At 63.0% G+C, this 26,860-nt stretch carries 27 protein-coding genes and 1 pseudogene; 9 read left to right on the top strand and 19 right to left on the bottom strand.

Annotation, left to right across the window (positions count from 1 at the left end):
- Nucleotides 1-120: pseudogene (locus PVW27_RS17845) on the top strand (oxidoreductase); the annotation flags it as partial.
- 48 nt (nt 121-168) lie between these two features.
- Here the strand turns inward: PVW27_RS17845 and PVW27_RS17840 are convergent.
- Nucleotides 169-498 (bottom strand): SMR family transporter, encoded by a 330-nt coding sequence (locus PVW27_RS17840; protein ID WP_274560078.1) that lies wholly within the window; start codon nt 496-498, stop codon nt 169-171.
- A 105-nt stretch (nt 499-603) separates the two neighbouring features.
- On the opposite strand from PVW27_RS17840, the gene PVW27_RS17835 reads away from it, so the two are divergent.
- Nucleotides 604-1,512 (top strand): hypothetical protein, encoded by a 909-nt coding sequence (locus tag PVW27_RS17835; RefSeq protein WP_274560076.1) that lies wholly within the window; start codon nt 604-606, stop codon nt 1,510-1,512.
- A gap of 82 nt (nt 1,513-1,594) precedes the next feature.
- On the opposite strand, the gene PVW27_RS17830 is transcribed toward PVW27_RS17835, so the two are convergent.
- The 4 genes from PVW27_RS17830 to PVW27_RS17815 form a co-directional block, all read right to left on the bottom strand.
- On the bottom strand, nt 1,595-2,809 hold the full coding sequence (locus tag PVW27_RS17830; protein ID WP_274560074.1) for an NADP-dependent isocitrate dehydrogenase: 1,215 nt from the start codon (nt 2,807-2,809) through the stop codon (nt 1,595-1,597).
- A gap of 95 nt (nt 2,810-2,904) precedes the next feature.
- Nucleotides 2,905-4,176: a multidrug effflux MFS transporter gene (locus PVW27_RS17825; protein ID WP_274560071.1), complete on the bottom strand. Its 1,272-nt coding sequence runs from the start codon at nt 4,174-4,176 to the stop codon at nt 2,905-2,907.
- Between the two features lie 6 nt (nt 4,177-4,182).
- Complete coding sequence (locus PVW27_RS17820; RefSeq protein ID WP_274560070.1) at nt 4,183-4,833, bottom strand: DsbA family oxidoreductase; 651 nt, start codon at nt 4,831-4,833, stop codon at nt 4,183-4,185.
- Nucleotides 4,820-6,346: a class I adenylate-forming enzyme family protein gene (locus PVW27_RS17815; protein ID WP_274560068.1), complete on the bottom strand. Its 1,527-nt coding sequence runs from the start codon at nt 6,344-6,346 to the stop codon at nt 4,820-4,822. Before PVW27_RS17815 ends, PVW27_RS17820 begins: the two co-directional genes overlap by 14 nt.
- A 102-nt stretch (nt 6,347-6,448) precedes the next feature.
- Between PVW27_RS17815 and PVW27_RS17810 the strand changes: the two genes are divergently transcribed.
- Nucleotides 6,449-7,072 (top strand): helix-turn-helix domain-containing protein, encoded by a 624-nt coding sequence (locus tag PVW27_RS17810; protein WP_274560066.1) that lies wholly within the window; start codon nt 6,449-6,451, stop codon nt 7,070-7,072.
- A gap of 14 nt (nt 7,073-7,086) precedes the next feature.
- Here PVW27_RS17810 and PVW27_RS17805 read toward each other — a convergent pair whose 3' ends face one another.
- Together PVW27_RS17805 and PVW27_RS17800 are read right to left on the bottom strand one after the other, a co-directional pair.
- Complete coding sequence (locus PVW27_RS17805; RefSeq protein ID WP_274560062.1) at nt 7,087-7,212, bottom strand: entericidin EcnA/B family protein; 126 nt, start codon at nt 7,210-7,212, stop codon at nt 7,087-7,089.
- 5 nt (nt 7,213-7,217) lie between these two features.
- Complete coding sequence (locus PVW27_RS17800; RefSeq protein WP_432762094.1) at nt 7,218-9,044, bottom strand: extracellular solute-binding protein; 1,827 nt, start codon at nt 9,042-9,044, stop codon at nt 7,218-7,220.
- Nucleotides 9,045-9,346: 302 nt separating this feature from the next.
- On the opposite strand from PVW27_RS17800, the gene PVW27_RS17795 reads away from it, so the two are divergent.
- Nucleotides 9,347-10,120: a 3-hydroxybutyrate dehydrogenase gene (locus PVW27_RS17795; RefSeq protein ID WP_274560061.1), complete on the top strand. Its 774-nt coding sequence runs from the start codon at nt 9,347-9,349 to the stop codon at nt 10,118-10,120.
- 109 nt (nt 10,121-10,229) lie between these two features.
- The gene (locus PVW27_RS17790) at nt 10,230-11,267 is read left to right on the top strand and encodes a patatin-like phospholipase family protein (protein ID WP_274560059.1); all 1,038 of its coding nucleotides are present in this window, start codon (nt 10,230-10,232) and stop codon (nt 11,265-11,267) included.
- Nucleotides 11,268-11,294: 27 nt separating this feature from the next.
- Here PVW27_RS17790 and PVW27_RS17785 read toward each other — a convergent pair whose 3' ends face one another.
- The 3 genes from PVW27_RS17785 to PVW27_RS17775 form a co-directional block, all read right to left on the bottom strand.
- Nucleotides 11,295-11,990, bottom strand: a complete 696-nt coding sequence (locus PVW27_RS17785) for a DUF502 domain-containing protein (protein ID WP_274560058.1) — start codon at nt 11,988-11,990, stop codon at nt 11,295-11,297.
- Between the two features lie 72 nt (nt 11,991-12,062).
- Nucleotides 12,063-13,004: a pseudouridine-5'-phosphate glycosidase gene (locus tag PVW27_RS17780; protein WP_274560056.1), complete on the bottom strand. Its 942-nt coding sequence runs from the start codon at nt 13,002-13,004 to the stop codon at nt 12,063-12,065.
- Entirely contained in the window at nt 13,001-13,894 is an 894-nt protein-coding gene (locus PVW27_RS17775) for a PfkB family carbohydrate kinase (protein ID WP_274560054.1), read from the bottom strand. The genes PVW27_RS17780 and PVW27_RS17775 overlap by 4 nt, the downstream gene beginning before the upstream one ends.
- A gap of 260 nt (nt 13,895-14,154) precedes the next feature.
- Between PVW27_RS17775 and rpsB the strand changes: the two genes are divergently transcribed.
- Both rpsB and tsf read left to right on the top strand, forming a co-directional pair.
- Nucleotides 14,155-14,925 carry a 30S ribosomal protein S2 gene (gene rpsB, locus PVW27_RS17770; protein WP_274560052.1) on the top strand — a complete coding sequence of 257 codons (771 nt, stop codon included), beginning with the start codon at nt 14,155-14,157 and terminating at the stop codon, nt 14,923-14,925.
- A gap of 78 nt (nt 14,926-15,003) precedes the next feature.
- Nucleotides 15,004-15,879 carry a translation elongation factor Ts gene (gene tsf, locus PVW27_RS17765; protein ID WP_274560050.1) on the top strand — a complete coding sequence of 292 codons (876 nt, stop codon included), beginning with the start codon at nt 15,004-15,006 and terminating at the stop codon, nt 15,877-15,879.
- Between the two features lie 450 nt (nt 15,880-16,329).
- On the opposite strand, the gene PVW27_RS17760 is transcribed toward tsf, so the two are convergent.
- The 4 genes from PVW27_RS17760 to PVW27_RS17745 form a co-directional block, all read right to left on the bottom strand.
- A complete protein-coding gene (locus PVW27_RS17760; RefSeq protein ID WP_274560048.1) occupies nt 16,330-17,085 on the bottom strand; it encodes a LuxR family transcriptional regulator in 756 nt (251 codons plus the stop codon).
- Nucleotides 17,082-17,540, bottom strand: coding sequence for a type II 3-dehydroquinate dehydratase (gene aroQ / locus PVW27_RS17755; protein ID WP_274560047.1), 459 nt, complete (start codon nt 17,538-17,540; stop codon nt 17,082-17,084). The genes PVW27_RS17760 and aroQ overlap by 4 nt, the downstream gene beginning before the upstream one ends.
- 234 nt (nt 17,541-17,774) lie before the next feature.
- Nucleotides 17,775-19,043 (bottom strand): NAD(P)/FAD-dependent oxidoreductase, encoded by a 1,269-nt coding sequence (locus PVW27_RS17750; protein ID WP_274560045.1) that lies wholly within the window; start codon nt 19,041-19,043, stop codon nt 17,775-17,777.
- A gap of 97 nt (nt 19,044-19,140) precedes the next feature.
- A complete protein-coding gene (locus tag PVW27_RS17745; protein WP_274560083.1) occupies nt 19,141-20,364 on the bottom strand; it encodes an acyl-CoA dehydrogenase in 1,224 nt (407 codons plus the stop codon).
- 158 nt (nt 20,365-20,522) lie between these two features.
- Between PVW27_RS17745 and PVW27_RS17740 the strand changes: the two genes are divergently transcribed.
- On the top strand, nt 20,523-21,431 hold the full coding sequence (locus tag PVW27_RS17740; RefSeq protein ID WP_274560043.1) for a LysR family transcriptional regulator: 909 nt from the start codon (nt 20,523-20,525) through the stop codon (nt 21,429-21,431).
- Here PVW27_RS17740 and PVW27_RS17735 read toward each other — a convergent pair whose 3' ends face one another.
- From PVW27_RS17735 to PVW27_RS17715, 5 genes are all read right to left on the bottom strand, one after another.
- The gene (locus PVW27_RS17735) at nt 21,432-22,472 is read right to left on the bottom strand and encodes an ATP-binding protein (protein WP_274560041.1); all 1,041 of its coding nucleotides are present in this window, start codon (nt 22,470-22,472) and stop codon (nt 21,432-21,434) included.
- Between the two features lie 3 nt (nt 22,473-22,475).
- Entirely contained in the window at nt 22,476-23,663 is a 1,188-nt protein-coding gene (locus PVW27_RS17730) for a trans-sulfuration enzyme family protein (RefSeq protein ID WP_274560039.1), read from the bottom strand.
- A gap of 132 nt (nt 23,664-23,795) precedes the next feature.
- The gene (locus PVW27_RS17725) at nt 23,796-24,323 is read right to left on the bottom strand and encodes a gamma carbonic anhydrase family protein (protein ID WP_274560038.1); all 528 of its coding nucleotides are present in this window, start codon (nt 24,321-24,323) and stop codon (nt 23,796-23,798) included.
- Nucleotides 24,320-24,961 (bottom strand): guanylate kinase, encoded by a 642-nt coding sequence (gene gmk / locus PVW27_RS17720; RefSeq protein WP_274560082.1) that lies wholly within the window; start codon nt 24,959-24,961, stop codon nt 24,320-24,322. Before gmk ends, PVW27_RS17725 begins: the two co-directional genes overlap by 4 nt.
- Before the next feature lie 25 nt (nt 24,962-24,986).
- A complete protein-coding gene (locus tag PVW27_RS17715; RefSeq protein WP_274560036.1) occupies nt 24,987-25,865 on the bottom strand; it encodes a YicC/YloC family endoribonuclease in 879 nt (292 codons plus the stop codon).
- 259 nt (nt 25,866-26,124) lie between these two features.
- Between PVW27_RS17715 and PVW27_RS17710 the strand changes: the two genes are divergently transcribed.
- Complete coding sequence (locus PVW27_RS17710) at nt 26,125-26,847, top strand: PAS domain-containing protein (protein ID WP_274560034.1); 723 nt, start codon at nt 26,125-26,127, stop codon at nt 26,845-26,847.
- Nucleotides 26,848-26,860: the final 13 nt, after the last annotated feature.

The following is a 26,860-nucleotide window of genomic DNA, read 5'->3' as shown; positions in this document are numbered from 1 at the left end:
ACGGGGGCCAGCCTGCCCGTCACCGCGCTGGTCGATCAGTTCTACAAGGACGTGCAGAAAATGGGCGGCGGCCGCTGGGACACCTCCGCCCTCATCAAACGCCTGCGCGCCGCGGGCTGAACCACCGTTTCATCTTGCCATAAATACTCAAAAAACCTCGCCGCACATTCAATGCGGCGAGGCTTTCGAGAACAGATGGATCACCACGATCCCGCCCAGAATCATCGCCATCCCGATCACCGCAGGCAGATCAAGCCGTTGCCCGAACACAACAAACCCGATCACCGCAATCAACACGATCCCCAACCCCGACCACAGCGCATAGACCACACCCACCGGCATGAACGCCAGGGTCTGCGCCAGCAGGTAAAAACTGATCCCATACGCCACCACCACCAGCACCGAAGGCCAGGGCCGCGTGAACTGCTGGCTCGCCTGCAAGGCCGAGGTGCCAATCGTCTCAGCCACCACAGCCAGAAGGAGGAGGAGGTAGGGCATGGCGGCGGTCCTTTGTGAGTCGGGTTAAGTGGAAGGTAACTCCAAGACAAACCTCTTCAAACAAGATATACACTTTTAAGATTCATGATTTTTTGGAATGAAGAAATGGAAATCCTAACTTATATTCTTGGTTCGGCAACTGGAAGTGCTCTTATTGTGGCGATTGGACTATTTTTTCGTGACAATCTAAGCCGGTTCGTTAACTCTTCTTTTGAGTTTCGCTTCTCTAAGAAACTTGAAAACTTAAAATCAGAGTTGCAAGAGAAGGATACAAAGCTGCGATCTGATCTATCTTCCCAAGAGCAAGAATTGAATAGAATAGCTAGCTTTTTGATAGCACAGAAGCAAGATCGAGAGTCTGTTGTCTTGCGAAAACGTATTGAAGCCGCGGAGTCGGTCGCTAGAAATTGCCAGTTCCTTTCTCGTGCAACTATGGCCGTGGAAATGGTCAAAATCCTAAAGAGCGAATATTTAGAAAGCGCAAGCAAAAATATAAAAGCTCAACAGTCTTGTGCAATGCTTACAGAAACCCTGAAGCTAAAAGACTTTATGAGTTCGTTTGCAACACTAGACCCTGTGCCTGGAAGCCTCTATCTTCCTGATCGTGCGCAACTTTGCTTCAAAGCCTACCAGACCATTAACTTGCAAGCCGTAACTGCACTTTACCTCGCAGGACTTGGTCAAGATACATCACAGGCTTTGAAAAAAGACGTTCTAAAGAATGTTGTTGTGCCAATTGTTCCGAATAGTAAAGAAGGCTTTGACGAATTTGGTGATGAGTTTGGTTTTTACTGGGCGCAATACTTCTATGATGAAACATTCAAATCGTTGAGGTCGCTAGTTAACGGCGATCATTACGATAATTCAGATCGGTTGGCAGTAAAGAATATATTAATAGATTCTCAACTGTCACAGATTGAGGCAAGACTGGCTTTGGCAAATGCAAACATCTCAATTAATTCTAGCGCTGAGCAAGCAAAGATCGAAGAAGTTGTAAAGAATACTCAAACTTAGCATGCAACACAGTAAAATTTCCCCCTAAACGCAAAAGGGGCCGCCTCCCGGCGACCCCCTCCACTCCAACCTTAGGCGTTAATCACCCGGCCAGCGCCTTGTTCAGATATTCGTCGACCTTTTCCAGATAGCCGATGGTGCTCAGCCATTTCTGATCGGGGCCGACCAGCAGGGCGAGGTCTTTGGTCATGAAACCATCCTCGACCGTCTGCACGGTCACACGCTCCAGCGTCTCGGCGAAGCGGGCGAGTTCGGTGTTGCCGTCCAGTTTCGCGCGGTGCTTCAGGCCACCGGTCCAGGCAAAGATCGACGCGATGGAGTTGGTCGAGGTTTCCTTGCCCTTCTGATGCTCGCGGTAATGCCGCGTCACGGTGCCGTGGGCCGCTTCCGCCTCGACCGTCTGTCCATCGGGCGTCATCAGCACCGATGTCATCAGGCCAAGCGAGCCGAAGCCCTGCGCCACGGTATCCGACTGCACGTCGCCGTCATAGTTCTTGCAGGCCCAGACATAGCCGCCCGACCATTTCATCGCGGATGCCACCATGTCGTCGATCAGGCGGTGCTCATAGGTGATGCCAGCGGCCTTGAACTTGTCGGCGAATTCCTCGTCATAGACCTTCTGGAACAGGTCCTTGAAGCGCCCGTCATAGGCTTTCAGGATCGTGTTCTTGGTGGACAGATATACGGGCCAGCCCTTGACCAGACCATAGTTCATGGACGCACGGGCGAAATCGATGATCGACTCGTCCAGGTTATACATCGCCATGGTCACGCCTGCGCCGGGGGCGTCGAACACGTCGCGTTCAATCACGGTGCCGTCTTCGCCCACGAACTTGATCGTCAGCTTGCCGGGCCCGGGGAAACGGAAATCGGTCGCGCGGTACTGGTCGCCAAAGGCATGACGGCCCACCACGATGGGCTGGGTCCAGCCCGGCACAAGGCGGGGCACGTTGCGGCAGATGATCGGCTCGCGGAAGATCACGCCGCCAAGGATGTTGCGGATCGTGCCATTGGGCGATTTCCACATCTGCTTGAGGCCGAATTCCTCGACCCGCTGCTCGTCGGGGGTGATGGTCGCGCATTTGACGCCGACGCCGTATTTCTTGATGGCATGGGCCGCATCAATGGTGATCTGGTCATCGGTGCGGTCGCGCTCCTCGATCCCCAGATCGTAATATTTCAGGTCGATATCCAGATAGGGCAGGATCAGCTTCTGCTTGATGAAATCCCAGATGATGCGGGTCATCTCATCGCCGTCAAGTTCGACGACCGGGTTGGCTACCTTGATCTTGGTCATGTGGGATATCCCCTTTTTTGGTGAATCGGCTCTCGGGCCGGGTCATAGCGCAAAGCGCGCTATCTGCAAAGACGGTATGCGACTGTATACAGAAATTATTTGAACGGATCGTCGCGTCCCGCGCGCCGCAAGCGCCGCTCCAGCCGCCCCAGACGCCAGAGCAGCGCAAAGGCCACCGCCGAGGCACCGCCCACGCCCAGAGTCATGGGCAAGGGCGTGCCATTGAATACCAGCGCGATGGGGGCGGCGATCAAGGCGCCCGAGACGGTGGAAATCGCCCCGATCACACTGGCCGCCGTGCCCGCCACATGGGCCATCGGCTCCATCGCGATGGCATTGAGGTTGCCCACGGTCAGCCCCGACTGGAACAGCACCGTGCATTGCCAGACCACATAGACCGCGAACATCGCATCCCCGCGCAACCCCGCCAGCCAGCACAGGGTCATAAGGGTCGACAGGATCATCTGTCCGCCAAAGGCCGCCATGGCCAGCCGCTGCATTCCCAGCCGCATCACCAGCGCCGCATTCAGAACCGAGGCGCTGCCCGTGACGACAGCCATGCCCGCGAACCATAGCGGGAATTCCGGGTCGCGTTGAAACACCTGATCAAAGACCGGCTGGATCAGGCTGATCGTGGTGAACAGCATCACATAGCCCATGCTCTGCGCCATGATCGACAGGCGCACGACCGGATGGGTCAGCACCTCGCCCACGGCCTGACGCAGGACGCTGGCCCGCATCGGGCGGCGCGCGGCGCGGGGCAGGGACTCGGGCAGGCGCAGCATCAGCCACAGGCTCGCCACGGCGGCAAAGATCACGAAGGCCCCGAACATGGCGCGCCAGCCGGCAGCGGCGATGATCCAGCTACCCACCAGCGGCGCCACGGCAGGCACCAGCATGAAGACCAGCATGATGAAGGACAGGATGCGCGCCATCTCGCGCCCGCCATAGATGTCGCGCACGATCGCCATGCCCACCACACGCGGCCCGGCCGCCCCGACACCCTGCACGAACCGGGCCAGCAGCAGCAATTCCAGCGTCGGGGCCGCCCAGGCCAGCGCTGCCCCCATCATGTAAAGCAGCGCTCCCCCAAGGATCACGGGCTTGCGGCCCCAGGAATCCGACATCGGACCGGTCACCAATGTGGCCGCCCCCATGCCCAGCACGAAGGCGATCACGATTAACTGCGCGCGATTGGGATCGGCGGGGCTCAGCTCCGCGCCGATCCGGGGCAGGGCGGGCAACATCGCGTCGATGGAAAAGGCGATGATGGCGAACAGCATCGCGATCAGCGCGATGAACTCGCCCCGCGATGGCATCTTGCGCAGACCCTTTCCGAGCAGGTCACTGGCACCGGCAAGGGACATCAGGGATCAGCCTTCGCTCTCGTCCGCGTCCTGCGCCATGATCTCGTCGATCACCCGCAACCAGACCTCGGTCGGTTGCGCGCCGGGCACGGCATGTTTGCCGGCCACGATGAAGGTGGGCACGGCCGAGATCCCCATCTCGCGTGCCACCGTATCGCGGTCGCGGATCTCCTGCATATCCGCATCACTGTCCAGAAGCTTGCGGATCACCGCCGCATCCAGACCGGCACTGTCGGCGATGTCGGCCAGCGTGTCGCGGTCGCCGATATCGCGGCCCTCCTGGAAATAGCCCCGCATCAGCGCCGAGACGACGCGGCTCTGCGCCCCCTCGATCCCCGCCCAATGGATCAGGCGATGCGCATCCAGCGTATTGGGCGTGCGCTTGATCCCCTCGAAATTGATCTCGATCCCGGCGGCCTCGGCATGTTCCGCGATCCGCGCATAGATCTGTACAGCCCGCTCCTTGCCGCCGAACTTCTCCTCCAGATAGGCCCGCCGGTCCGCCCCCTCGGGCGGCATGTCGGGATTCAACTGGAACGGATGCCATTCGATCACGAAAGGATGGTCGGGCCGCGCCTCCAGCGCGCGCTCCAGTTGCGCCTTGCCGATCAGGCACCAGGGGCAGATCGGATCGGACAGGATATCAAGCTTGACCATGGCGGGCCTCGTAAATCGGTTTCAGGGCGCGGCGCAGGATCTTGCCATTGGCCCCGGAGGGCAGCGCATCAAGGCGGACATATACCCGCGGTTGTTTGTAGCGCGCCAGACACGCCGCGGCAAAGGCTTTCAGATCAGCCTCATCCACCGCATCCCCCACATAGAAGGCCGCGATGATGCGCGCATCCTCCTTGACCTCGATATCGGTGACGCCCACCTCGCGGATCGCCGGATGGGTCAGCAGCGCCGCCTCGACCTCCATCGGGGACACACGATAGCCGCCCGCGTTCATCATGTCATCAGCCCGGCCCAGATAGGTGATCTGCCCGTCGGCATCCATCATCCCCTGATCGCCGGTCAGGAACCAGTCGCCCTGCATCCGGGCCGCCGTCTCGGCCTCGGCCCCGAAATAGCCCAGCATCAGGCCGGGATCGCGCCGCGCCACGGCAATCGTGCCTTCCTCGCCCAGCCCCACGGGGCCATCCGGCCCAAGGATCGCCACCCGACGCCCATCCTGCGGTCGGCCCAGCGTGCCGGGGGCCGCCGGATGCGCCGGACTGCCCGAGATGAAGGTGGAACATTCCGACATGCCATAAGCCTCATAGATCGGCGTGCCGGTGGCCTCATTCCAGTGCTGGCGCACGCGGTCCGACAGCTTCTCACCAGCCGCCAGCCCGTGACGCAGCGCAGGCAGGTCGATCGTCATGGGATGGCTTAGGATCTTGCGATAGACTCCCGGCGCCGCGGCAAAGATAGTGGCCTGGTGGTCCGCCAGAAGCGCGGGCAAGGCCTCGATCGCAACCCCTTCCGCTGGAATCAGCGCGGTCGCACCCACCGACCAGGGGTCCATCAACCCGGTCCCCAGCGTATAGGTCCAGTTGAACGCCCCCGCATGCAGCAAGCGGTCCTGCGGGCCCAAGCCATACCAGCCCTGATGCATCATCCGCCGCGCCCAGATCGCGCGATGCGCATGCATCACCGCGCGCGGGATGCCCGATGTGCCCGAAGTATAGATGATATAGCCCAGCCGGTCCGGGTCTCCCATGGCATAGTCACAGGGCGGCAGGTCGCGCATCATGGCGAGCGCCGCCGTGTCGATCACCGGAAGCCCCGTCTCCTCGGGGCAGGCCACACGCGGATCACGCAGAATCCCGCGCGGCGACAACTGCGCCACCATCTTGGTCACTTCGACCGCCGTCAGTTGCGACGAAGTCGGCACAGGCACCAGCCCCACCGCAATCGCGCCCAGATAGGCCAGGGGGAAATCCACCGTATTGCCCAGCCGCATCAACAGGATGTCACCGGGCTGGAACCCTGCTGCCAGAAGGCCCGTCCCCGTGCCACGCACGGCGGCAGCCAGACGGGCATAGGTCCAGCTATCCGCCCCATCCTGCGAGATGACGGACAGCGCGACCTTGTCCGGCAGGTCAGCCGCATGGGCCAACACATGGGCGGCCATGTTGAACGGGCGGGGGCAGGGGGCAGGGGGGCCCATGTCGAATATTGCTTGCATGGCGCCCTTGCTAGGCCCGTGCCGCGCCAGTTGCAAGTCACCCTGTCGCGGGCCATATCCCTGCGTTGCATGCGTCAGTGGCTGGCTCTATATCCACAGGTCATGAGCGACCGTGATCCCAGATCCCTGATCCGCATTGCCCGCGCCGATGGCGGCTCGGCCGTGGCCGAACCGCTGGACCTTGGGCAGCGCGTGCGCGGCCTGCGCAAGGATCTGGGCCTGACACTCGAACAGGCGGCGCGGCAGGCGGGTCTCGCGCGCTCGACCCTGTCCAAGATCGAAAACGGGCAGATGTCGCCCACCTATGATGCGCTCAAGAAACTGGCCACGGGTCTGGATATCTCCGTGCCGCAACTGTTCACGCCACCCGCGGCGGGACAGATCACCGGACGGCGGATCGTCACGCGCTCGGGTGAAGGCGCGCGCCATGCCACCACCACCTATGAACATGAATTGCTTGCCGAAGGTCTGACACGCAAGCAGATGCTGCCCTACCGCGCCCGCGTCCGCGCCCGCCGGATGGAGGAGTTCGACGGTTGGGTCCGCCACGACGGCGAGGAGTTTCTCTATGTCCTCACCGGCGTGATCCGGCTCTTTACGGAATTCTATGAACCCGTCGAAATGCGCCGGGGCGACAGCGCCTATTACGACGCCGCCATGGGGCACAATGTCGTCTCGGTCAGCCCCGAGGATGCGACGATCCTCTGGGTCACGTCACTGGTCTGACGCGGTCGCGCGGCTCAGAACCACCCCCGGACCGTGCGCGCCCCGCCCGAGATGTCCTGCCCGACACCTTCCACCGTGGCACAGCCCGCCAGCAGGGCCAGACAGCCCAGCCCCAGAGCGATGATCGCCAGTTTCTTCATTCTGCTCACTCCTCAAACCACCAGACATCGGGCATCCACCCGATCCGGTCGCCATAAATCGGCGTATCTGCGGGAAATTTCAACTGTTTCGCATGGGCGATACGATCAACATTGGTTGTCCAGATCGGAATGACATACCGCCCCGCCATCAGCACCCGGTCCAGCGCCCGCGTGGCGGCGATGAACTCCTCGCGGCTTTCGGTGCTCAGCATATGGTCGATCATCGCATCGGCGGCTGGCACCTGCATCCCCATCACATTGCGCGTGCCCGGCGTGCCTGAGCCTGCCGCGCCCCAGTACAGCCGCTGCTCATTGCCGGGGCTCAGGGACAGATCACGCCGGAACGGCATCATGTCGAAATCCTGCGCCGCCTCGGCCTGCGCATATTGGGCATTGTCCACCGGCCGGATCCCCGCCGTGATCCCCAGACGCTCCAGCGCCGTGCGATAGATCTCGATCACCGCCAGATTGCCGCGATCCCCTTGGCGCAGCAGGATATCCAGCGTGAAGGGTGCGCCCCTGTCATCCACCAGCCGCCCGCCATCAATCCGCCAGCCCGCCTCCTCCAACAGCGCCGCCGCGCGCCGCAGATCCGTGCGGTTGCGCTCGGACGCGTCTCCTTCCGGCAGGGCATATCCCTCCAGCGCACCGGGGGGCAGATCGGCCGCGAAAGGCTCCAGCAATTCGCGCACCCGGCCTGTCGCAGGCCCCGGTTCCAACCCCAGTTCCGAGTTCGAGAAATAGGACGTGATGCGCGGCTGCTTACCGCCCGTCACGGTCCCGTTGATATAGGGAAAGTTGAACGCAAGGATCAGCGCCTCGCGCACCCGCCAGTCCGACAGATGCGGTCGCGCGGTGTTCATGACAAACCCCGTCATCCCCGTGGGCCGCTCATGCGTGATCTCGGACAGGATCACATCCCCGCGCCGCACCGCGTCGAAATCGAACCGCGTCTCCCAATCCTCGGCATTCGTCTCGCGCCAGACCGTGACCGCGCCCGCCTTGAACGCCTCGAACATGACCGAATCGTCGCCGTAATACTCGATCCGGATCTCGTTCAGATTGTTGGTCCCCCGCCGGATCGGCAGATCCTTGCCCCAATAGTCCGGGTTCCGCCGCAGCGTCACGAACCGGCCCTGCTCGAAGCCCGCCACCACATAGGGGGCCGACCCGACCGGCACGTCATTGATGGTCGAGGCCGTGAAATCCCGCCCCTCCCATTGCGCCTTCTTCAGGATGGGCCGCAGCCCCGCGATCAGCGCCAGCTCCCGGTCTGCGGTGTTGAACGTGATCCGCAGACTGCGCGGCCCCGTCTGCGTGATGCTCTCGGTCTGCGCCGCGAATCCCAGATAGCGGGGATGCCCCTGCGTCCCCAACACCTCATAGGACCAGATCACATCTGCGACAGTGACCGGACTCCCATCCGAGAATCGCGCCCCCTCGCGCAGGGTGAATTCCACCCAGGACCGGTCCTCGGCCACCGTCACCGATTCGGCCAGCAGCCCGTAAAGCGAGAAGGGCTCGTTCCAATTCCGCGCCATCAGCGACTCATAAGCCAGAAACCGCAACTGCCACGGCGCGGTGCCCTTCAGGATGAACGGGTTGAGCGAATCAAACCCGCCCGTCGCCCCCTCGACCAGACGCCCGCCAAAGGGCGCATCCGGCTTCGCATAGGGCAGGGACACAAAATCAGGTGGAAGGGCAGGCTCCCCATACATAGCTATGCCATGGCGTGGCGTCCCATCCGCCAGAAGAGGCTGTGTCAGGCCAAGAAAAACAAGGCTGCAAACGGCAGCCCCCCGACGAAAACGACGGAAAAAATCGCGGTCCATGCTGACGCCTATCCTGCTCTGGCCATCTATTGTTGCCATGCAGGGTAACGCTCGTTTCCCGTCTTTTCAAACTTTTAGCTTGGAAGCTGAAACAGGATTGCTTATAACGAAGGCACTGCTCGATAGGTTTCTTGCCTGTATGAAACCTGCCTCAATAACTTAACGCCGGCTTCGCGCCGGCGTTTTTTTTTGGCCCGCCAAATGACACCCGCCAGCGCCTCGTCTTTCCCATCCCGACCATGCTATGCTGCAACTGCATCATCGCCACCGGCGAGACCACGTCACTGCACAGGGAGACACGCATGTCGCTGAACGGAAAAACCGCCATCATCACCGGATCGAATTCCGGCATCGGTCTGGGCATCGCGCGCGAGCTGGCCCGCGCGGGTGCCGATGTGGTGCTCAACTCCCTCACCGACCGGGACGAGGATCACGCCCTGGCCCGCGACATCGCTGCCGAGTTCGGCGTCACCGCCCGCTACATCAAGGCCGACATGTCCAAGGCTGACGACTGCCGTGCCCTGATCACACAGGCCGGGACCTGCGACATCCTCGTCAATAACGCGGGCATCCAGCATGTCTGCCCGATCGACGAATTCCCGACCGAGAAATGGGACGCGATCATCGCGATCAACCTGACCTCGGCCTTCCATACCACCGCCATAGCCCTGCCCATGATGCGCAAGGCAGGCTGGGGCCGCATCGTCAACATCGCCTCTGCCCATGGCCTGACCGCCAGCCCCTACAAATCCGCCTATGTCGCGGCCAAGCATGGCATCGTCGGCCTGTCCAAGACCACGGCGCTGGAAACCGCGGGGCAGGGGATCACCTGCAACGCGATCTGCCCCGGCTACGTCCTGACCCCGCTGGTCGAGGCGCAGATCCCCGACACGATGAAGAAATACGACATGGGCCGCGACGAGGTGATCAAGAAGGTCATGCTCGAACGCCAACCCTCGCGTGAATTTGCCACCGTCGAACAGTTGGGCGGCACCGCCGTCTTCCTCTGTTCGGATGCGGCGGCCCAGATCACCGGCACCACGATCAGCGTGGATGGCGGCTGGACCGCGCTCTGAAACCGTTTCTCCTTGCCTGAAATATCCCGGGGGTCAGCTTCGAACACCGTTCGACGCAGGGGGCAGCGCCCCCTCACGTCTCCCCCGGATGCCATGAAAGGCACCAGCTATGACTGTGAAACAGATCAATATCGCGTTGCAGGGTGGCGGCGCGCATGGCGCCTTCACATGGGGCGTCCTCGACCGCCTGCTGGACGAGGACGATATCGAGATCGCCGCCATTTCCGGCACCTCGGCGGGCGCACTCAATGGTGCGGCCTATAAATCGGGCTGGCTCAAAGGCGGGCGCGAGGGCGCGCGGGCCAATCTCGACTGGCTCTGGTCCAAAATGGGCGCGCTGCAGGAAACCCCCGTCACCCGCTGGCTGACCGAGTTTTCGCCCACCACAGCCGCCGTCAGTTCCGCGCTGGAGAATTCGGTCGTCTATGGCATGGCCGATGCGATCACGCGCATGACCTCGCCCTATGCGCTGGGGCCGTTCTACACCAATCCACTCACCCAGATCGCCGAGGCATTCGACTATGATACGGTCTGCGCCAGTGACGGCCCGCGCCTCTTCGTGGGGGCCACCAATGTGCGCACCGGCAAGATCCGCGTGTTCACCGGCCATGACATCAGCACCGGCGCGCTGCTCGCCTCCGCCTGTCTGCCCACGCTGTTTCAGGCGGTCGAGATCGAAGATCCCGCCACCGGGCGGCTGGAGGCCTATTGGGACGGCGGCTATAGCGGCAACCCTGCGCTCTTTCCGTTTTTCGAGCCTGACCTGCCTGCGGACGTGATGATCGTGAACATCAACCCGATCATCCGCGATGACCTGCCGCGCAGCCCCAACCAGATCCAGAACCGGATCAACGAGATCAGCTTCAACGCCTCGCTGCTGCGCGAATTGCGCGCCATCGCCTTCGTCAAGCGTCTGCTGGCCACCGGCGCGCTGACCTCCGGCACGATGAAGGATGTGCTGGTGCACATGATCTCGGATGATGCGCTGATGAATGATCTGTCCGTCGCGACCAAGATCCTGCCCAACCCGGTGCTGCTGTCGCGGCTCAAGGCGGCAGGGCGCGCGGCAGCCGATGGGTTTCTGGCCGCACACAAGGATGACCTGAACCAGCGCGGGACCGTCGATCTGGCCCAGATGCTGGCCTGAGGGCGTCTGGCCCCGGCGCGTTTCCGGTCAGGCCGCCTCGGCCGGACGGCTGGGGTCCTTGGGATTGGGATAGACCAACCCCGCCGAGATGATCAACTTGGCCGCATCCTCGACGCTCATCTCAAGGACGATCAGATCCTCGCGCGGCACATAGAGCAAAAAACCCGAGGTCGGGTTGGGGGTTGTGGGCAGAAAGACACTCATCAGCGGCCCACGGTCCGACAGGATGCGCTGCGCCAGTTCGCCCTTGGCCTCGGTCGAGATGAAGCCGATCGCCCAGATCCCCTTGCGGGGATATTCGATCAGGCAGGCTTTCTCGAAATTGCGGTCGGATTCGGCGAACACTGTCTCGGCGATCTGCTTCACCCCGGAATAGATCGACCGCACGACCGGCATCCGGTGCACCAGTGACTCGCCAAAGCGGATCAACGACCGCCCGATCAGGCCCTTGGCGATCCAGCCCACGATCACGGTGAAGATCAGGAAGATCACCACACCCAGACCGCGCAGGTTGATGTCAAAGTAATTGCCGGGATTGAACCGGTCCGGCACCAGCGGCAGCACCACGCTGTCCACAAAGCCCATCAGCGACCAGATGAACCAGATCGTCAGCGCAATGGGCGCAATCACGATGATCCCGGTCAGAAAACTGGACCGCAGGCCCGACAACGGGCCAGTGCGCCGCGGCGCCGGAGTCTGTTCAGGATCGAATGGCTTGGTCATCTCTCATGTCCGGGGGCGGTTTGCCCCCAACTATCTAAGCGGTCGGAAAGCGCGCCACAATGGGCAGCGTCCTCACCGTCCGGGTGTCACCGACCCGCCTCCCAGTTTTTCCACCACCAGCGCAGAGGCCACCGCCGCCCCAAGCCGCGCATTGTTCAGCACCAGCGCGATATTCGCCTCAAGCGAGGCACCGCCCGTCAGATCGAAGATCCGCTGCAACAGGAAGGGCGTCACCGCCTTGCCCACGATCCCCAGCGCCTCGGCATCGGCCGTGGCCTGCGCGATCACCGGGGCCAGTTCCGCGCGGGCAATCTCGGCCGCCCGCGGGATCGGATTGGCGATCAACTGCCCGCCCGGCAGATCCAGCCGCGCCCGCATCCGATGCGCCCGCGCAATCGCCTCCGCACTGTCCAGCCGCAGCGGCGCCTTGATCCCGGACCGCGCCGACCAGAAGGCCGGAAAATCATCCTGCCCATAGGCGATGACCGGCACGCCCAGCGTCTCCAGCACCTCCAGCGTCTTGGGCAGGTCCAGAATGGCCTTCGCCCCCGCCGCGATCACCGTCACCCGCGTCGCCGCCAGTTCCTGAAGGTCGGCCGAGATGTCGAACGTCTCCTCCGCCCCCTTGTGCACCCCGCCGATGCCCCCCGTGGCAAAGACCTCGATTCCCGCCAGCTCCGCCGCGATCATCGTCGCCGCCACCGTCGTGGCCCCCGTGCCGCCCTGCGCCATGCAGACCGCCAGATCCGCCCGGCTCAGCTTGGCCACCCCCTTCGCCTGCGCCAGCGCCTCCAGCTCCGCCGCCGTCAGCCCGATATGCAGTTGCCCCGCCAGTACCGCGATCGTCGCAGGCACCGCCCCCGCATCCCGCACCACCTGCTCCACCATCCGCGCCACCTCAAGGTTGCGCGGCCAGGGCATGCCATGGGTGATGATCGTGCTCTCCAGCGCCACCACGGGCCGCCCCGCATCCAAAGCCGCCGCCACCTCGGGCGAATGGGTATACAGCATCATGACGGTATCTCTCCTGAAACATAAGTGGCCGCAGCCTCCAGCGCGCGCGCCAAGGCGGCCTCGCGCGCAAGACCCGCCACTTCGGCGGCGATATGCGCCGCCATGAACGTATCGCCCGCGCCGGTCACGCGCGTCACCAGCACCTGGCGGCAGGGCAGGGTGACCACAGCCTCCGCCGTCGCATCCGCCGCCGGCTGCCCCCCATCCGTGACCAGCGCCCGCGCCGCCCCCCGCGCCACAAGCCCCGCCGCCGCCTGCGTGGCCTCGGCAAAGGGCTGCTGACACAGGATCGATGCCTCCTCAATGTTCACGTAAAGCACCGCCCGCCCATGGCTCAGGAACGGCCCCAGCCGGTCCGCCTTGCCGGGACTGGCCGGCGCCACCCGCAGATCCGCCGCCGCAAAGGCCGGATGCGTCGCGATCTCGTCCAGCAAGGCGCGCGTCAGATTGCCATCCAATGCCATCAACCCCGCATAGGGCCGCGCCGCATCGCCCAAGGCCCCGCCCATCAGGGGCCGCAGGATCTTGGCCCCCGCCGCCTCCAGCGAATGGGCATCGGCAATCGCCGCGATCAACCCGTTGGCCCCCTCGATCGCCATATACCGGTCGGTCGGCAGATCGTCGGACCGATAGACATGTTCCGTCCCCACGCCCAAAGCGGCACAGGCCGCGATCAGCTCATCGCCCTCTGCATCGCGCCCCACCGCACTCAGCAGCGACGGGCGCAACCCGAACCGCGCCAGCGCCATGGCGATGTTCATCGCCACGCCGCCGGGCAGGCGGGTGATCCGCCCCGGCACATCCGCACCCTGCCGCATATGGCTCGGCGCGCGCCCGATCACGTCCCACAGGACCGACCCGATACACAAGATGTCATGCGTTCCGCTCATGCTTCTTCCTGCCCCGAAACACCCCGCCTGCACAAGTCGGCAAACCCGCCTGCTTCTTCTTGCCCCAAATATCCATGCACCGCCTGCAACACGCGCAGGGATTGCCCCCCTTGCACCCCGGCCACATCCCGTCTATACGCGCGCCACTGAAATCCCGCAGGCGGGGTGGGCCTATGGGGGAGACATCCCCATATGTCCGCCGGTTGGAGCATCCGCTCTTACACCCCCGCCGAGGCGAAAACCGGAAAAGGAAACGATTTATGGCTCTTCCCGAGTTCACTCTGCGCCAATTGCTCGAAGCAGGCGTTCACTTCGGCCACCAGACGCAGCGCTGGAACCCCCGCATGGGTCCCTTCATCTACGGCGCGCGCAACGGCATCCACATCATGGACCTGACCCAGACCGTCCCGATGCTGGACCAGGCGCTCAAGGTCATCCGTGACACCGTCGCCAAGAACGGCCGCATCCTCTTCGTGGGCACCAAGCGTCAGGCTGCCGCGCCCGTCGCCGAAGCCGCCGAAAAATGCGCCCAGTTCTACATGAACCACCGCTGGCTCGGTGGCACGCTGACCAACTGGCAGACCGTGTCGCAGTCGATCAACCGTCTGAAGTCGATCGACGAGCAGATGGCAGGCGGCGCCGAAGGTCTGACCAAGAAAGAGCGTCTGAACATGGAACGCGAGCAGGCCAAACTGCAGGCCAGCCTTGGCGGGATCCGCGAAATGGGCGGCGTGCCGGACCTGCTTTTCGTCATCGACGTCAAGAAAGAGCAGCTGGCGATTGCCGAAGCCAACAAGCTGGGCATCCCCGTCGTGGCCGTGGTCGATACCAACTGCTCGCCCGATGGTATCGACTATATCATCCCCGGCAACGATGACGCGGCCCGTGCCATCGCGCTCTATTGCGATCTGGTCAGCCGCGCCGCTCTGGACGGCATGACCGCACAGATGGGTGCCGCTGGCGTCGATCTGGGCGCACTGGAAGACGCCCCGGTCGAGGAACTGCTGGCCGAAGCAACCGGCCAGGCCTGATCCCGTCACATCCCTGACACATGCGGGCGGTCATAACCGCCCGCAGATCCATTTCATTCATCCGAGGAGAGCCGAGCGATGGCGATCACAGCTGCACTGGTAAAAGATCTGCGCGACCGTACGGGCGCAGGCATGATGGACGCGAAAAAAGCGCTGACCGAAACCAATGGTGACATGGAAGCCGCCATTGACTGGCTGCGCACCAAGGGTCTGGCGAAAGCCGCCAAGAAATCCGACCGCACCGCGGCCGAGGGCCTTGTGGCCGTTCTGGTCGAAGGTGGCCGCGGCGTGGCCATCGAAGTGAACTCGGAAACCGACTTCGTCGGCAAGAACGCCGATTTCCAGGCGATGGTCGCCAGCTTCGCCAAGGCGGCGATGGGCGTGAACTCGGTGGAAGAGCTGAAGGCCGCGCATGTGAACGGCAAGACCGTCGAAGAGGTTCTGACCGAGAAGATCGCCACCATCGGCGAGAACATGTCCGTGCGCCGCATGGCCGTGATCGAAGGCGAAACCGTTGTGTCCTATGTCCACAACGCAGCCGCCGACGGCATGGGCAAGATCGGTGTGCTGGTTGCGATGAAGGGCGGCAACGAAGGCTTCGCCCGTCAGGTCGCCATGCATATCGCCGCGGCCAACCCCGCGTCTCTGAGCCAGGCCGATCTGGACCCCGCCGTGGTCGAGAAGGAAAAGCACGTTCAGATGGAGATCGCGCGTGAATCGGGCAAGCCCGAAGCCGTGATCGAAAAGATGATCGTGGGCCGGATGCAGAAATTCATGGCCGAAGTCACCCTGCTGGGTCAGGCTTTCGTTGTGAACCCCGACCTGACGGTTGAGGCTGCCGCGAAAGAAGCCGGCGTCGAGATCACCGGCTTCCTGCGTCTGGAAGTCGGCGAAGGCATCGTGGTCGAGAAGGAAGACTTCGCCGCCGAAGTCGCCAAGGTCGGCCGCGCCTGATCCTGACGTGATCCCCATGGGCCTGCGGGCCTGTGTCTGACAGAAAGCGACGGTGCCACCCCCAAGGTTGGCACCGTCTTTTTTCCGCCCCTGTGCAAATGGGGATGACATTCACGGGCGGTTCAGGTGCCGACCTGCAAACGGATCAATACGCAAGCAGGCCGACGGTCCGGTTTCCCGGCAGAACGCAGAGCTTTGGTATCGCAAAGATCCGTCCTGATGTTCCCTGGCCAAAGCCACCACTCACGGAACAAGATCAGGATGCAAATTTACCTTGCGTTAAGGTAGTCTGGTTTTCCCTACCTTTGCATTCAACTTCGTTGAAAAATGGTGAACGCCGCTGAAAAAAGGTCTGGTATTCCATACCTTAGGATCATGTCCCACGATGGGACGCAGCGTCAGACCTTGCTTTTCCGGATCAATCGAGGGGGCTGAGAAGGGGCAGGGGGGTCAGGCGTCCAGCACGAACATCTGATTCTGGAGCGCCGCCTTCAGCACGGCCTGCGCCGTCGTCTCGACGTTCAGGGCCTCCCGCGCCAGCCGCAGGTGCTTCTCGACCGTCGCCGGTGTCAGCCCCATCAACACCGCGATATCCTGCGTGGTCTTGCCATCGCCGACCCAACCCAGCGCCTCGCGCTGCCGCCGCGTCAGACCACGCCCCGGCGAGGTATAGGGCAGGGTCAGGATCTTCAGATGCGCCACGTTGTTCATCACAAGGATGTCCCGCCCATGCCGCTCCCAGACCGCATCGACCTGATCCTGCGGCATCTCGGCCCGTGCCGTCAAAGCAATGCCCCCCTTGGCGCGGGGCGAAATCGACTTGAACCCGATCGTATAGCCGGCAATCACCTGATGCGCCTTGTTGAACTGGATCACCCGCATCTCGCTGGCGCTCATCGTGCCGGTCGCGATCATGTCGCCGATCACGCTCCAGCTGCAGGCCCCCTCATTGTCCAGCGCCCAGCGGACCATGGGCCCGTGGAAATAGAATCCTTCCGAGATGAACGACTCCGCGTAGCTGGTCGGATGGTTGGTCAGGATCACGAAATCCTCGGGATCCCCAAGCGAGGTGCCGCTGCGATAACGGGTGAACCCATAGAGCAGCCGATCAAACCCATAGCTCGCCATCTTGCGGCAGTGCATGTCCCAGAGCTCTTCAAGGCTCTGGGCATTCGTCAATGCCTCAAGATAACGGTTCAGGCTCATGTGTCAGGCTCACCGGATTGCAGCCCAAGATGCGCGGCAAAGGCACGGATCGCCAAGGCATAGCTCGTCGCGCCGAAACCGCAGATCTGGCCAAGGGCCACCGGCGCGATGAACGACTTGTGCCGGAACGCCTCGCGTGCGTGAATATTGGACAGATGCACCTCGATCAGCGGAACGGCAGCCGACGAGATCGCATCCATCAGGGCCACGGATGTATGCGTATAGGCACCGGCATTGAGAATGATCCCGGCATGCACGCCACGCGCTGCGTGGATCGCGTCGATCAGCGCGCCTTCGTGATTGGACTGCGCAAAGGCGATCGTCATGCCATGCCGCTGCGCCTCGGCCTCACAAAGAAGCCGGACATCCTCCAAGGTGGTGCGACCATAGACCTCTGGCTGGCGAGTCCCCAGCATGTTCAGGTTCGGTCCGTTCAGGATAAGCAAAGACGTCATGAATCCTCGGGTGTTCTTGACCTGAACAGTGATAGCGCCTGAACATCCGAAATGTCGAGAGGGTCAGTTCAGCTTGCGGATGAAAGGGCCCTTTGGGCAACAAAACCATAGGTCGCATGAAACACCACACAAACCCTTGATATCAGGGCAAGGCAAGATCTTAGGGGTCCTCATCACGGTATCTGAATATTTAACATAATACTGATTATGCGTAAATTGAATGCCATGCCGGGATCACCCCAATCGCGCGGCCCCTGCGTGGACCAGGCGCGCAGCCAGTTCATAGAACTGTCCTTTGGCCCCCGTGAAGGCTTCGGCATAGCCGTCCACAGCGTCCAGCGGCAGATGCGCCTCATCCCCTGTCAGCAATGCCTGTGCCGTGGCAGGCCCGATCACCGTGCCCGGACCGATACCACGACCCGAATAGCCAAAGACCGCATAACCCGCATCGCCCAGACGCATCACCTTGGGTATATGGTCCGACGTCATCGAGATGCGCCCTGACCAGAAATGCTCGAACGGCGCATCGCCGACTTGCGGGAAAAGCCGGTTCAATGCGCGCCGCGCCCAGCCTTCATGGAGCCCCAGCGCATCCGGGTTGCCCATCGCGCCAAGGATCACACGGCCAGCCTGATCCTTGCGGAAGGACGTCATCACTGTGCCGGTATCCCAGCAGCCCTCACCCCCTGGAAGAACCTGTGCGGCGACGTTATGGCCCAGCGGCGCTGTGGCCAGTTGGAAGTAATGCACGGGCGTTGTGGAAGGCACATCCGCGCCCTTGATCGGCTGATGGTAGGCATTGGTCGCTACCAGTATTTTACTTGCCTTTACAGATCCTTGCGATGTGTTGATGATCCAGCCGGTGCCATGTCGCGCCACGGCGATGACCGGGCTATGTTCATGGATCCGCGCCCCATGCTGCACCGCAGCACGCGCCAAGCCGCGCGCATAGGCCAAGGGTTGGATGGTGCCAGCGCGTGCATCGTGCAGCGCCCCATGCACCTTGTCGCTGCCCGTCCGTTGCCGCGCCTGATCGGCATCCAGCAGCGAGACTGGCGCACCCAGTGCCTTCTGTTGTTCAAATCTGTTCTGCAAGTCTTTGAAACCATGCGCAGAATGCGCACAATGAAGAGTGCCCGCACGCACGGGTTCGCAGGCGATGTCATGGGTCTGGATCAGGTCGAACACCTGTCCCGGAGCCGCGGCCAGTGCCGCGTTCAGGCGGTTGCCCTGCGCCTGCCCCAAGGCATCACATACCGACTGCGGCGGCAACCAAAGCCCGGCATTGACCAGCCCGACGTTGCGGCCAGAGCCACCGTGCCCGACTGTTTCAGCCTCAAGCAGCAGAACCGTGGCCCCGGCTTTCGCGGCGGACAGGGCCGCGGAGCACCCGGTGAATCCTCCACCGAGAATGCACAGATCAACGACAGTTTCCCCTGTAAAAACATCCGCTTCGAAGGCTTCTTTCGCGCTGTCTCGCCACAGGTTCCGATCCGCGTTCATGATCCCTCCGTTGGTTTAGCGATCTGCAACAGGCAACGGCGCGCCTGCCCCAAGGCAAAGCGCGCCGTTCCCGGTATTGTCAGCCCATCAGACCCGATCAGAAGAACGCCTGCAACCCCGTCTGTGCACGCCCGAGGATGAGTGCATGCACATCATGCGCGCCCTCATAGGTATTCACGGTCTCAAGATTGACCATGTGACGGATCACGCCGAATTCCAGACTGATGCCGTTGCCACCGTGCATGTCACGGGACATGCGTGCAATATCAAGGGCTTTGCCGCAGTTGTTGCGCTTGACGATCGAGATCATCTCGGGCGCGGCCTTGGCGGCGTCCATCAGGCGGCCGACCTGCAGGCTGGCCTGCAAACCCAAGGCGATCTCAGTCTGCATATCGGCCAGTTTCTTCTGGAAGAGCTGCGTCTGCGCCAAAGGGCGCTTGAACTGATGACGGTCCAGACCATACTGACGCGCCGCGTGCCAGCAGAACTCGGCTGCCCCCAGCACGCCCCAGCTGATGCCATAGCGGGCGCGGTTCAGACAGCCGAAGGGGCCTTTCAGCCCCTCGACATGGGGCAGCAGCGCATCCTCGCCGACCTCCACATTGTCCATCACGATCTCGCCGGTGATCGAGGCGCGCAGGGACACCTTGTTGCCGATCTTGGGCGCGCTCAGGCCCTTCATGCCCTTTTCCAGCACGAAGCCACGGATCTTGCCGCCATGCGCCTCGGATTTGGCCCAGACCACGAACACATCGGCGATGGGCGCGTTGGAGATCCACATCTTGGAGCCGGTCAGCACATAGCCACCATCGGTCTTGACCGCGCGGGTTTTCATCCCTGCGGGGTCCGAGCCGGCATCGGGTTCGGTCAGGCCGAAGCAGCCGATCCATTCGCCGCTGGCCAGTTTCGGCAGATACTTCTGGCGCTGTTCTTCCGATCCATAGGCGTAGATCGGATACATCACGAGGCTGGATTGCACCGACATCATCGACCGATAGCCCGAATCGACGCGTTCGACTTCGCGCGCGACCAGACCATAGGACACGTAACCTGCGCCCAGACCGCCGTATTCCTCAGGCGTGGTGACACCCAGAAGGCCCATCTCGCCCATCTCGCGAAAGATCTCGGGGTCGGTGTGTTCGTCGGCAAACGCCTTGAGCACGCGGGGTTGCAGTTTTTCCTGAGCATAGGCATGCGCGCTGTCGCGCATCATACGCTCTTCTTCGGTCAGCTGTTCGTCCAGACGGAAAGGGTCGGCCCAGTCGAACTGGCCCAGATCAGGCGCATCCTTGGCGCGCAGTTTCGGGGCTTGGCGGCTCATCTCGTTCATGGGGTCCTCCTTCAGGGGTCGATGCGCGGCTGTCAAAGGCAGCATCATGAGTTTTTCGCGCGGGACTGACTTGTCTGACTGCAAGTTACACCATACTCATGAGGGGATGAAACGATAGTTTCGCATCCATTCATGAGTATTCCGCATAGATGATCGCCCCACGCCGCTTTCTGCCATCAATCGCCTCGCTCCGCGCGCTCGAGGCGCTGGACAGATTGGGCAGCGCCACGGCGGTGGCGGATGAGCTATCCCTGACGCAAAGCGCGGTCAGCCGGCAGATCCAGACGCTTGAGACCCAGATGGGTGTGCCGCTGGTCCAGCGCGAAGGGCGACGGATGGACCTGACACCCCCTGCCCGCGCCTATGTGGCCGAAGTGCGCGAGGCGTTGCATCAGATCGCCCAGGCCTCGCTGCGGTTGCGGGTCCAGCCGCGTGGCGGGACCCTGGATCTGGCGATTCTGCCCACCTTCGGGATGCGCTGGCTGGTGCCGCGTCTGGCCGATTTCGCACGGCTGCACCCCGAGGTGACGATCAACATGGCCACCCGTCTGGCGCCATTCAACTTCGCCTCGCAACCCTTTGATGCTGCGATCCATTTTGGCGATGCCGACTGGGCCGGGACTGACAACATGCTGCTGCGCACGGAAACCGTCGTGGCGGTCTGCTCGCCCGATCTGGCAATGCGCCGTCCGCTGCGCCGGGCCGCCGATCTGATGTCCCTGCCCCTGCTGCATATCGAGACGCGGCCCCGCGCCTGGGCGGATTGGTTCGCAAGTCATGGCGTCACGACAGAGCCGCCTCAGGGCACGCTCTATGACCAGTTCTCGACCATCACGCAGGCGGCGCTGCACGGTCTGGGTGTGGCGCTTTTGCCTGATTATCTGGCCGAGCAGGATCTGGCCGCCGGTCGTCTGGTCATGGCGTTCGGGGGGCCGACCCGCACGAGAGGCAGCTATTACCTTGTCTGGCCGCGCGTCAAATCGCAGGATCCGGCGCTGACGCTGTTCCGCGACTGGCTGGCCACCCAGACCGGAGACGAGGATACGCTGCCGCGCTGATCATGTCGCGCGGGGAAGAATCACGGTAAAGCGACTGCCCTGCCCCAGCGCGCTGTCGATCCGCAACCGCCCGCGATGGCGGTTGACGATGTGCTTGACGATGGCCAGCCCCAGACCGGTGCCGCCCATCTCGCGCGAGCGGTGGCCGTCCACGCGGTAGAACCGCTCGGTCAGGCGCGGGATATGCACGGGGTCGATGCCGGGGCCGTTGTCGATCACGGCTATGCTGAGGGCCGGCTCGCGCAGCGAAGGGTCGCGGTCCAGCGCCGTCACCTGCACCTGCACCTCTGGCGGACGACCGCCGTATTTGATGGCATTCTCGATCAGGTTGCCAAAGACCTGCCGCAACTGATCGGCATCACCCGCCACGTAAAGCGGAGCCTCGCCCAACCGGGACTGCAACGTGCCTCCCGCCTTTTCTGCAAGAGGCTCCAGATTGCGCAGGACCGATCCCAGCAGGTCTGTCAGATCAAGCCGGGTATCGGGGCGCACGCGCTCCATTTCCTCGACCTGGCTCAGGGACAGAAGGTCGCGCACCAGGCGGTTCATCCGCTGCGCCTCATTCGCCATGATGCCCAGAAAGCGGTCCCTGGCCTGGGAATCATCCTTGGCCGGGCCTTGCAACGTCTCGATGAAGCCGATCAGCGCAGTCAGGGGCGTGCGCAATTCATGGCTGACATTGGCCACGAAATCGCGCCGCATCTGGCCGATCTGCTGCTGGTTGGTGACATCCTCGAAACTGATCAGCACACCCGTCGCGGGGCCTGCATCCACATGGGCGCAATGCACCGCATAGATCACGTCCTGCGTCCCGTCCTTGGCCAAGTAGCGCGCCGTTTGCGGCAGGCGCTGCGCCCTTGCGCCGCCCACGGCGTCCAGCACCGTTGGTTGCCGGATCATGGTGATGAAGGGACGCCCCTCGACAGCGCCGAAAAGGGCCTCCCCCCGTGCGTTCACGCCCAGGATCCGGTCGCCCTCGCCCAGAAAGACTGCGGGCAAGGGCACAGCGTCAAGGATGCTGCGGATCGTGGCGTCGGGCATCTGTCAGCCCGCGCCGCGCGTGGCGGCTACGGCGCGCGCAAAGACCGCCAAAAGCGCCTCCGGCTCTTCCAGACCGACCGAGACGCGGAAGAACCCCTCGCTCATGCCAAGCGCCTCACGTTCCGCCGCAGGCAGGGCGCGGTGCGAGGAACTGGCCGGATGCGACAGCGTGGTGCCCACATCGCCAAGCGTCGGCGCAAAGGCCAGACCATCGGCGGCACGGGTAAAGGCATTGGCGGCCCCGCGTCCGCCCTCCAGCTCGAAGCTGACCATGTTACAGCCGCGCGTGCCCAGCAATTCGCCCGCCCGCGCCCGGTCAGGGTGATCTGCGCGCATCGGATAGAGCACACGTTTGACGCCCGGCAAGCCCGCCAGATGATCGGCCAGCGCCGCGGCATTCGCCTCGGCCCGGTCGAAACGCAGGTTGAAGGTCGCCAGTCCCCGCTCGGCGAGCCAGCAATCAAACGGGCTGGCGGTCAGGCCGGTGGTGACGGCGAAATCATAGATCGCTTTTTGCAGCACCGGATCGGCGGCGCAGGCATAGCCCAGCGTCACATCGGAATGGCCGGCCAGCAGCTTGGTTACGGAATGGATGACGATATCGGCGCCCGCCTCAAAGGGGCGATAGGCGCGGGGTGTGGTAAAGGTATTGTCCACCGCCAGCAGGATGCCGCGCGTCTTGCAAAGCTTGGCCAGACCTTCGATATCGGCCACGCGCAGCGTCGGGTTCGACACGACCTCGACCAGAATCATCCGCGTTTCGGGGCGCAGCGCCGCCTCCATCGCGGCTACATCGGTGGGATCGGCCAGACTGGTGGCAATGCCCAGACGCGGCAGGTCCTGCTTCATCAGGCGCAGGGACCGACCATAGAGCTGATCGCCGCCCAGCACATGATCGCCCGCCTTGAGCAGACCCATCATCACCGCCGTGACGGCCGACATCCCCGAAGAGGTGACGATCCCGCCCTGCCCGCCTTCCAGCAGGTCGATCCGTTGCGCCAGCACATCGGCATTGGGATGACCCTCACGCGCATAGGTATAACCCTGCGTGCGCCCCTCATATTGGGCGTCCAGATCGTCCGGCGTGTCCGAGGCATACACGACCGACGGGCTGAGCGGCGTCACCACCGGGCGGCTGATGCTGTCAGGCAGGGGAACGGGGCGGATCAGCGATCCTTTGGAGTTCTTCATGGCATGTCTTTCCTGTTGCTGCGCAACAACTGGCACAGGCCGCAGGCGACAGCAAGCGGTGGCCATGGCCCCTGCCCCCAGTTTCGCCCTGTGTTTCTTCTTGCCTTAAATATCCCTGCGCAGCCTCGCCGCTCAGAGCGCGGTCAGACCTTTGGCGAAACGGCGCATGTTCATCTGGTATCCCAGCGCCGAGCGGCGCAGGCCCTCGATCGCGGCCTCGTCCAGTTGCCGCACCACCTTGCCGGGCGCCCCCATGACCAGCGATCCGTCGGGGATCTCCTTGCCTTCAGTCACCAGTGCCCCTGCCCCGATCAGGCAGTTCCGGCCGATCTTTGCCCCGTTCAGGATCGTGGCCCCCATGCCGATCAGGGTATTGTCGCCTATGGTGCAGCCATGCAGCATCGCCTTATGCCCGATGGTGCAATTTGCACCCACCGTCAGCGGATAGCCGATATCGGTGTGCATGACGGTGTTTTCCTGCACATTGCTGCCCGCGCCGATATGGATCACCTCGTTGTCGCCGCGCAGCGTCGCGCCGAACCAGACCGAGGCCCCGCTCTCCAGCACCACATGGCCGATGACATTGGCATCAGGGGCGATCCAGCAATCCCCGTCGGCGGGCAGGTGCGGGGATTTTCCATCCAAAGCGTAAAGTGTCATGTGCGATCCTCGAATTCGGTGTTCAATGTGCGGACAAAGCCGTTCAGCCCGGTCTGCCGGTCGCGGCGCAGGCGTTCGGCGGTGATGATGGCCAGAAGATTGGCCGTGCTACGGTCCAGATCGTCATTGACCAGCACATAGTCATATTCGGCCCAATGGCTGATCTCGTCGCGCGATTTCTGCATCCGTCCCGCGATCACCTCGTCGCTGTCCTGCCCACGCGTGCGCAGACGGCGATCCAATTCGCGGATCGAAGGCGGCAGGATGAAAATCGACACCACATCCTTGCCAAGGCTGGAATTGCGGATCTGCTGTCCGCCTTGCCAGTCGATGTCGAACAGGACGTCCTTGCCGGCGGTGATCGCCGCCTCGACCGGGGCCTTGGGGCTGCCGTAAAGGTTGCCGAACACCTCGGCATGTTCCAGCATCGCGTCGCCGGCCACCATCGCCTCGAATTCGGCCCGGCTGTGGAAATAGTATTCGCGCCCATGTTCCTCGCCCGGGCGCGGCGACCGCGTGGTAGCCGAAACCGAGAAGCGGATCGTCGGGTCCCAGTCGCGCAACCTTTTGGCCAGCGTGGATTTTCCTGCACCCGAGGGTGAGGACAGGATGATCAGAAGCCCGCGCCGTTGTTCCATGGTCTTGCTTTCCATCATCTTGCCCTTACTGGATGTTCTGGACCTGCTCGCGCATCTGGTCGATCACGGTTTTCAGGTCCAGCCCGATCCGGGTCAAGGCTTTATGCTGCGATTTGGAACACAGGGTATTGGCCTCGCGGTTGAACTCCTGCATCAGGAAATCCAGCTTGCGGCCCACGGGTTCGGGACTGCTCAGAAGCGCGCGGGCCGCGTCGATATGGGCGCGCAGGCGGTCCACTTCTTCGGTCACATCGGCCTTGACCGCGATCAGCGCCAATTCCTGCGCCACGCGCTGCGGATCGGCCCCGTCGGCATTGTCCAGCACGCGGGCCAGATTGGCACGCAGCGTCGCGGCCATCTCGGTGGCGCGGGCTTCGGTTGCGGCGGCGATCTGGTCGACCAGTGTAGCGATCTGCGTGATCTGCCCGTCGATCACGCCCTGAAGCGCGCGCCCCTCGGCGCGGCGCATCGCGCGGAAGTCGGCCAGCACGGTTTCGAAATCCGCCATGAGAGCGGCCAGCAGCGGGCCGCTTTCCTGATCCAGCCCGCGACTTTCCAGAACGCCGCGCACCCCGAGGATATCGGCGGCCGTGGCCGGGGCCAGCGACAGGCCGGTCTGCATCGCCTCGGCCTCGACCTGGGCCATGGCGCGCAGCGCTGCGTTCAGCCCGGCCGGATTGACCGAAAGTTCCACTGCACCTTCGTCACGCGAGAGCCGCAGGTTCAGCGTGACATTGCCGCGTCCGACCTCGGTCGTCAGACGCGTGCGCAGCCGCGCCTCAAGCCCCTCGATCCAGTCGGGCACGCGCAACCGCAGATCCAGCCCCTTGCCATTGACGCTGCGCAGGTCCCAGCTCCAGCTGGCCCCCAGCGCGGCCCCCTTGGCGGTTGCAAATCCGGTCATTGATTCTATCACCTGCGGCACTCCTCCGTTGGCAATCATGGCGCTTGGAGCGATGCCCTAATGCTTCCCGCCCTGAACGGCAAGAACCCGCCCTCTGCCCGAAGGTTAACCACGCCTTGCGATTTCACGACAAATTTTCGACGACTCGTGGCACATTAAGGAAAGAGTAACAGTCCCTGGCCTAGGATCGGCTACAGGACCGGTCGTCGGTTCCTGTCCCGTCACTGTGTCAGGCCCGGCGCGACAAGGACCAGCCGTGATGCGTAAAGACCAGGATACGCCCCATCAGGGCGCCGCCAGCAATGTGATCGTGATGAACCGACACCGGACCGACGCGCGCTTTCCCCATATTTCCATGGTTGAGGCTTATTGGCACGCGCTGCGCGGGCGGCGTGCGGTGCCGGGGCGGGCCGAGGTCGATCCGCGCGGCATCGAAGCCTCGCTGGAATATGCCTTCATCCTTGAACAGATCGCACCCGGCGTGGGCCGCCTGCGGATCGCGGGCACGCATCTGGCCGACCTGCTGGGGATGGAGGTCCGGGGGATGCCGCTGAGTGCCTTTTTCGAGACCGAGGCGCGGGACGCGTTGGCAGCCTGTCTTGAAACCGTCTGTGGCACGCCGACCATCGCCACCCTGTCGCTTCAGGCGGATCAAGGGATCGGCAAACCCGTGCTGGAGGCACGTCTGCTGTTGCTGCCGCTGCGTGGCGAGGATGGTGGGATCAACCGCATTCTTGGCTGTCTGGACAGTTCCGGCAGTATTGGCCGCACGCCGCGCCGTTTTGTGATCCGGGATCGCCGCCTGAGGCAGATTGGGGGCTATGACGAAACCGCAGGCGGCACCGCACCACGCGAGGTAGCGCCATCACTGCGTTCCACACATGGGTTTGCGGATCGCGTGACACCGTTTCGCCCATATGGGCAAACGCCTGCAAAGGCAACGCCAAGCCACCATCTGCGGCTGGTCACACCTGATCTCTGACCCCTCAAACAAA

It is taken from the genome of Seohaeicola sp. 4SK31, assembly GCF_028802875.1.
In the GTDB taxonomy this organism is placed as follows: domain Bacteria; phylum Pseudomonadota; class Alphaproteobacteria; order Rhodobacterales; family Rhodobacteraceae; genus Seohaeicola.
Note: the sequence above shows the minus strand (reverse complement) of the source record. Positions and strands in the feature narration are given on the sequence as shown.

Excerpts from the sequence above, each read along its gene's own strand:
- PVW27_RS17745 (WP_274560083.1), bottom strand. The coding sequence starts at position 20,364 with ATGAGCCGCCAAGCCCCGAAACTGCGCGCCAAGGATGCGCCTGATCTG.
- PVW27_RS17730 (WP_274560039.1), bottom strand. The coding sequence starts at position 23,663 with ATGAAGAACTCCAAAGGATCGCTGATCCGCCCCGTTCCCCTGCCTGAC.
- PVW27_RS17820 (WP_274560070.1), bottom strand. The coding sequence starts at position 4,833 with ATGGTCAAGCTTGATATCCTGTCCGATCCGATCTGCCCCTGGTGCCTG.
- PVW27_RS17710 (WP_274560034.1), top strand. The coding sequence starts at position 26,125 with ATGCGTAAAGACCAGGATACGCCCCATCAGGGCGCCGCCAGCAATGTG.
- PVW27_RS17750 (WP_274560045.1), bottom strand. The coding sequence starts at position 19,043 with ATGAACGCGGATCGGAACCTGTGGCGAGACAGCGCGAAAGAAGCCTTC.
- PVW27_RS17810 (WP_274560066.1), top strand. The coding sequence starts at position 6,449 with ATGAGCGACCGTGATCCCAGATCCCTGATCCGCATTGCCCGCGCCGAT.
- PVW27_RS17775 (WP_274560054.1), bottom strand. The coding sequence starts at position 13,894 with ATGAGCGGAACGCATGACATCTTGTGTATCGGGTCGGTCCTGTGGGAC.
- PVW27_RS17790 (WP_274560059.1), top strand. The coding sequence starts at position 10,230 with ATGACTGTGAAACAGATCAATATCGCGTTGCAGGGTGGCGGCGCGCAT.
- PVW27_RS17815 (WP_274560068.1), bottom strand. The coding sequence starts at position 6,346 with ATGCAAGCAATATTCGACATGGGCCCCCCTGCCCCCTGCCCCCGCCCG.
- tsf (WP_274560050.1), top strand. The coding sequence starts at position 15,004 with ATGGCGATCACAGCTGCACTGGTAAAAGATCTGCGCGACCGTACGGGC.
- PVW27_RS17780 (WP_274560056.1), bottom strand. The coding sequence starts at position 13,004 with ATGATGCTGTATACCCATTCGCCCGAGGTGGCGGCGGCTTTGGATGCG.
- PVW27_RS17735 (WP_274560041.1), bottom strand. The coding sequence starts at position 22,472 with ATGCCCGACGCCACGATCCGCAGCATCCTTGACGCTGTGCCCTTGCCC.
- PVW27_RS17835 (WP_274560076.1), top strand. The coding sequence starts at position 604 with ATGGAAATCCTAACTTATATTCTTGGTTCGGCAACTGGAAGTGCTCTT.
- PVW27_RS17805 (WP_274560062.1), bottom strand. The coding sequence starts at position 7,212 with ATGAAGAAACTGGCGATCATCGCTCTGGGGCTGGGCTGTCTGGCCCTG.
- gmk (WP_274560082.1), bottom strand. The coding sequence starts at position 24,961 with ATGGAACAACGGCGCGGGCTTCTGATCATCCTGTCCTCACCCTCGGGT.
- PVW27_RS17715 (WP_274560036.1), bottom strand. The coding sequence starts at position 25,865 with ATGACCGGATTTGCAACCGCCAAGGGGGCCGCGCTGGGGGCCAGCTGG.
- rpsB (WP_274560052.1), top strand. The coding sequence starts at position 14,155 with ATGGCTCTTCCCGAGTTCACTCTGCGCCAATTGCTCGAAGCAGGCGTT.
- PVW27_RS17795 (WP_274560061.1), top strand. The coding sequence starts at position 9,347 with ATGTCGCTGAACGGAAAAACCGCCATCATCACCGGATCGAATTCCGGC.
- PVW27_RS17800 (WP_432762094.1), bottom strand. The coding sequence starts at position 9,044 with ATGGACCGCGATTTTTTCCGTCGTTTTCGTCGGGGGGCTGCCGTTTGC.
- PVW27_RS17785 (WP_274560058.1), bottom strand. The coding sequence starts at position 11,990 with ATGACCAAGCCATTCGATCCTGAACAGACTCCGGCGCCGCGGCGCACT.
- PVW27_RS17740 (WP_274560043.1), top strand. The coding sequence starts at position 20,523 with ATGATCGCCCCACGCCGCTTTCTGCCATCAATCGCCTCGCTCCGCGCG.
- aroQ (WP_274560047.1), bottom strand. The coding sequence starts at position 17,540 with ATGACGTCTTTGCTTATCCTGAACGGACCGAACCTGAACATGCTGGGG.
- PVW27_RS17725 (WP_274560038.1), bottom strand. The coding sequence starts at position 24,323 with ATGACACTTTACGCTTTGGATGGAAAATCCCCGCACCTGCCCGCCGAC.
- PVW27_RS17830 (WP_274560074.1), bottom strand. The coding sequence starts at position 2,809 with ATGACCAAGATCAAGGTAGCCAACCCGGTCGTCGAACTTGACGGCGAT.
- PVW27_RS17760 (WP_274560048.1), bottom strand. The coding sequence starts at position 17,085 with ATGAGCCTGAACCGTTATCTTGAGGCATTGACGAATGCCCAGAGCCTT.
- PVW27_RS17825 (WP_274560071.1), bottom strand. The coding sequence starts at position 4,176 with ATGTCCCTTGCCGGTGCCAGTGACCTGCTCGGAAAGGGTCTGCGCAAG.
- PVW27_RS17840 (WP_274560078.1), bottom strand. The coding sequence starts at position 498 with ATGCCCTACCTCCTCCTCCTTCTGGCTGTGGTGGCTGAGACGATTGGC.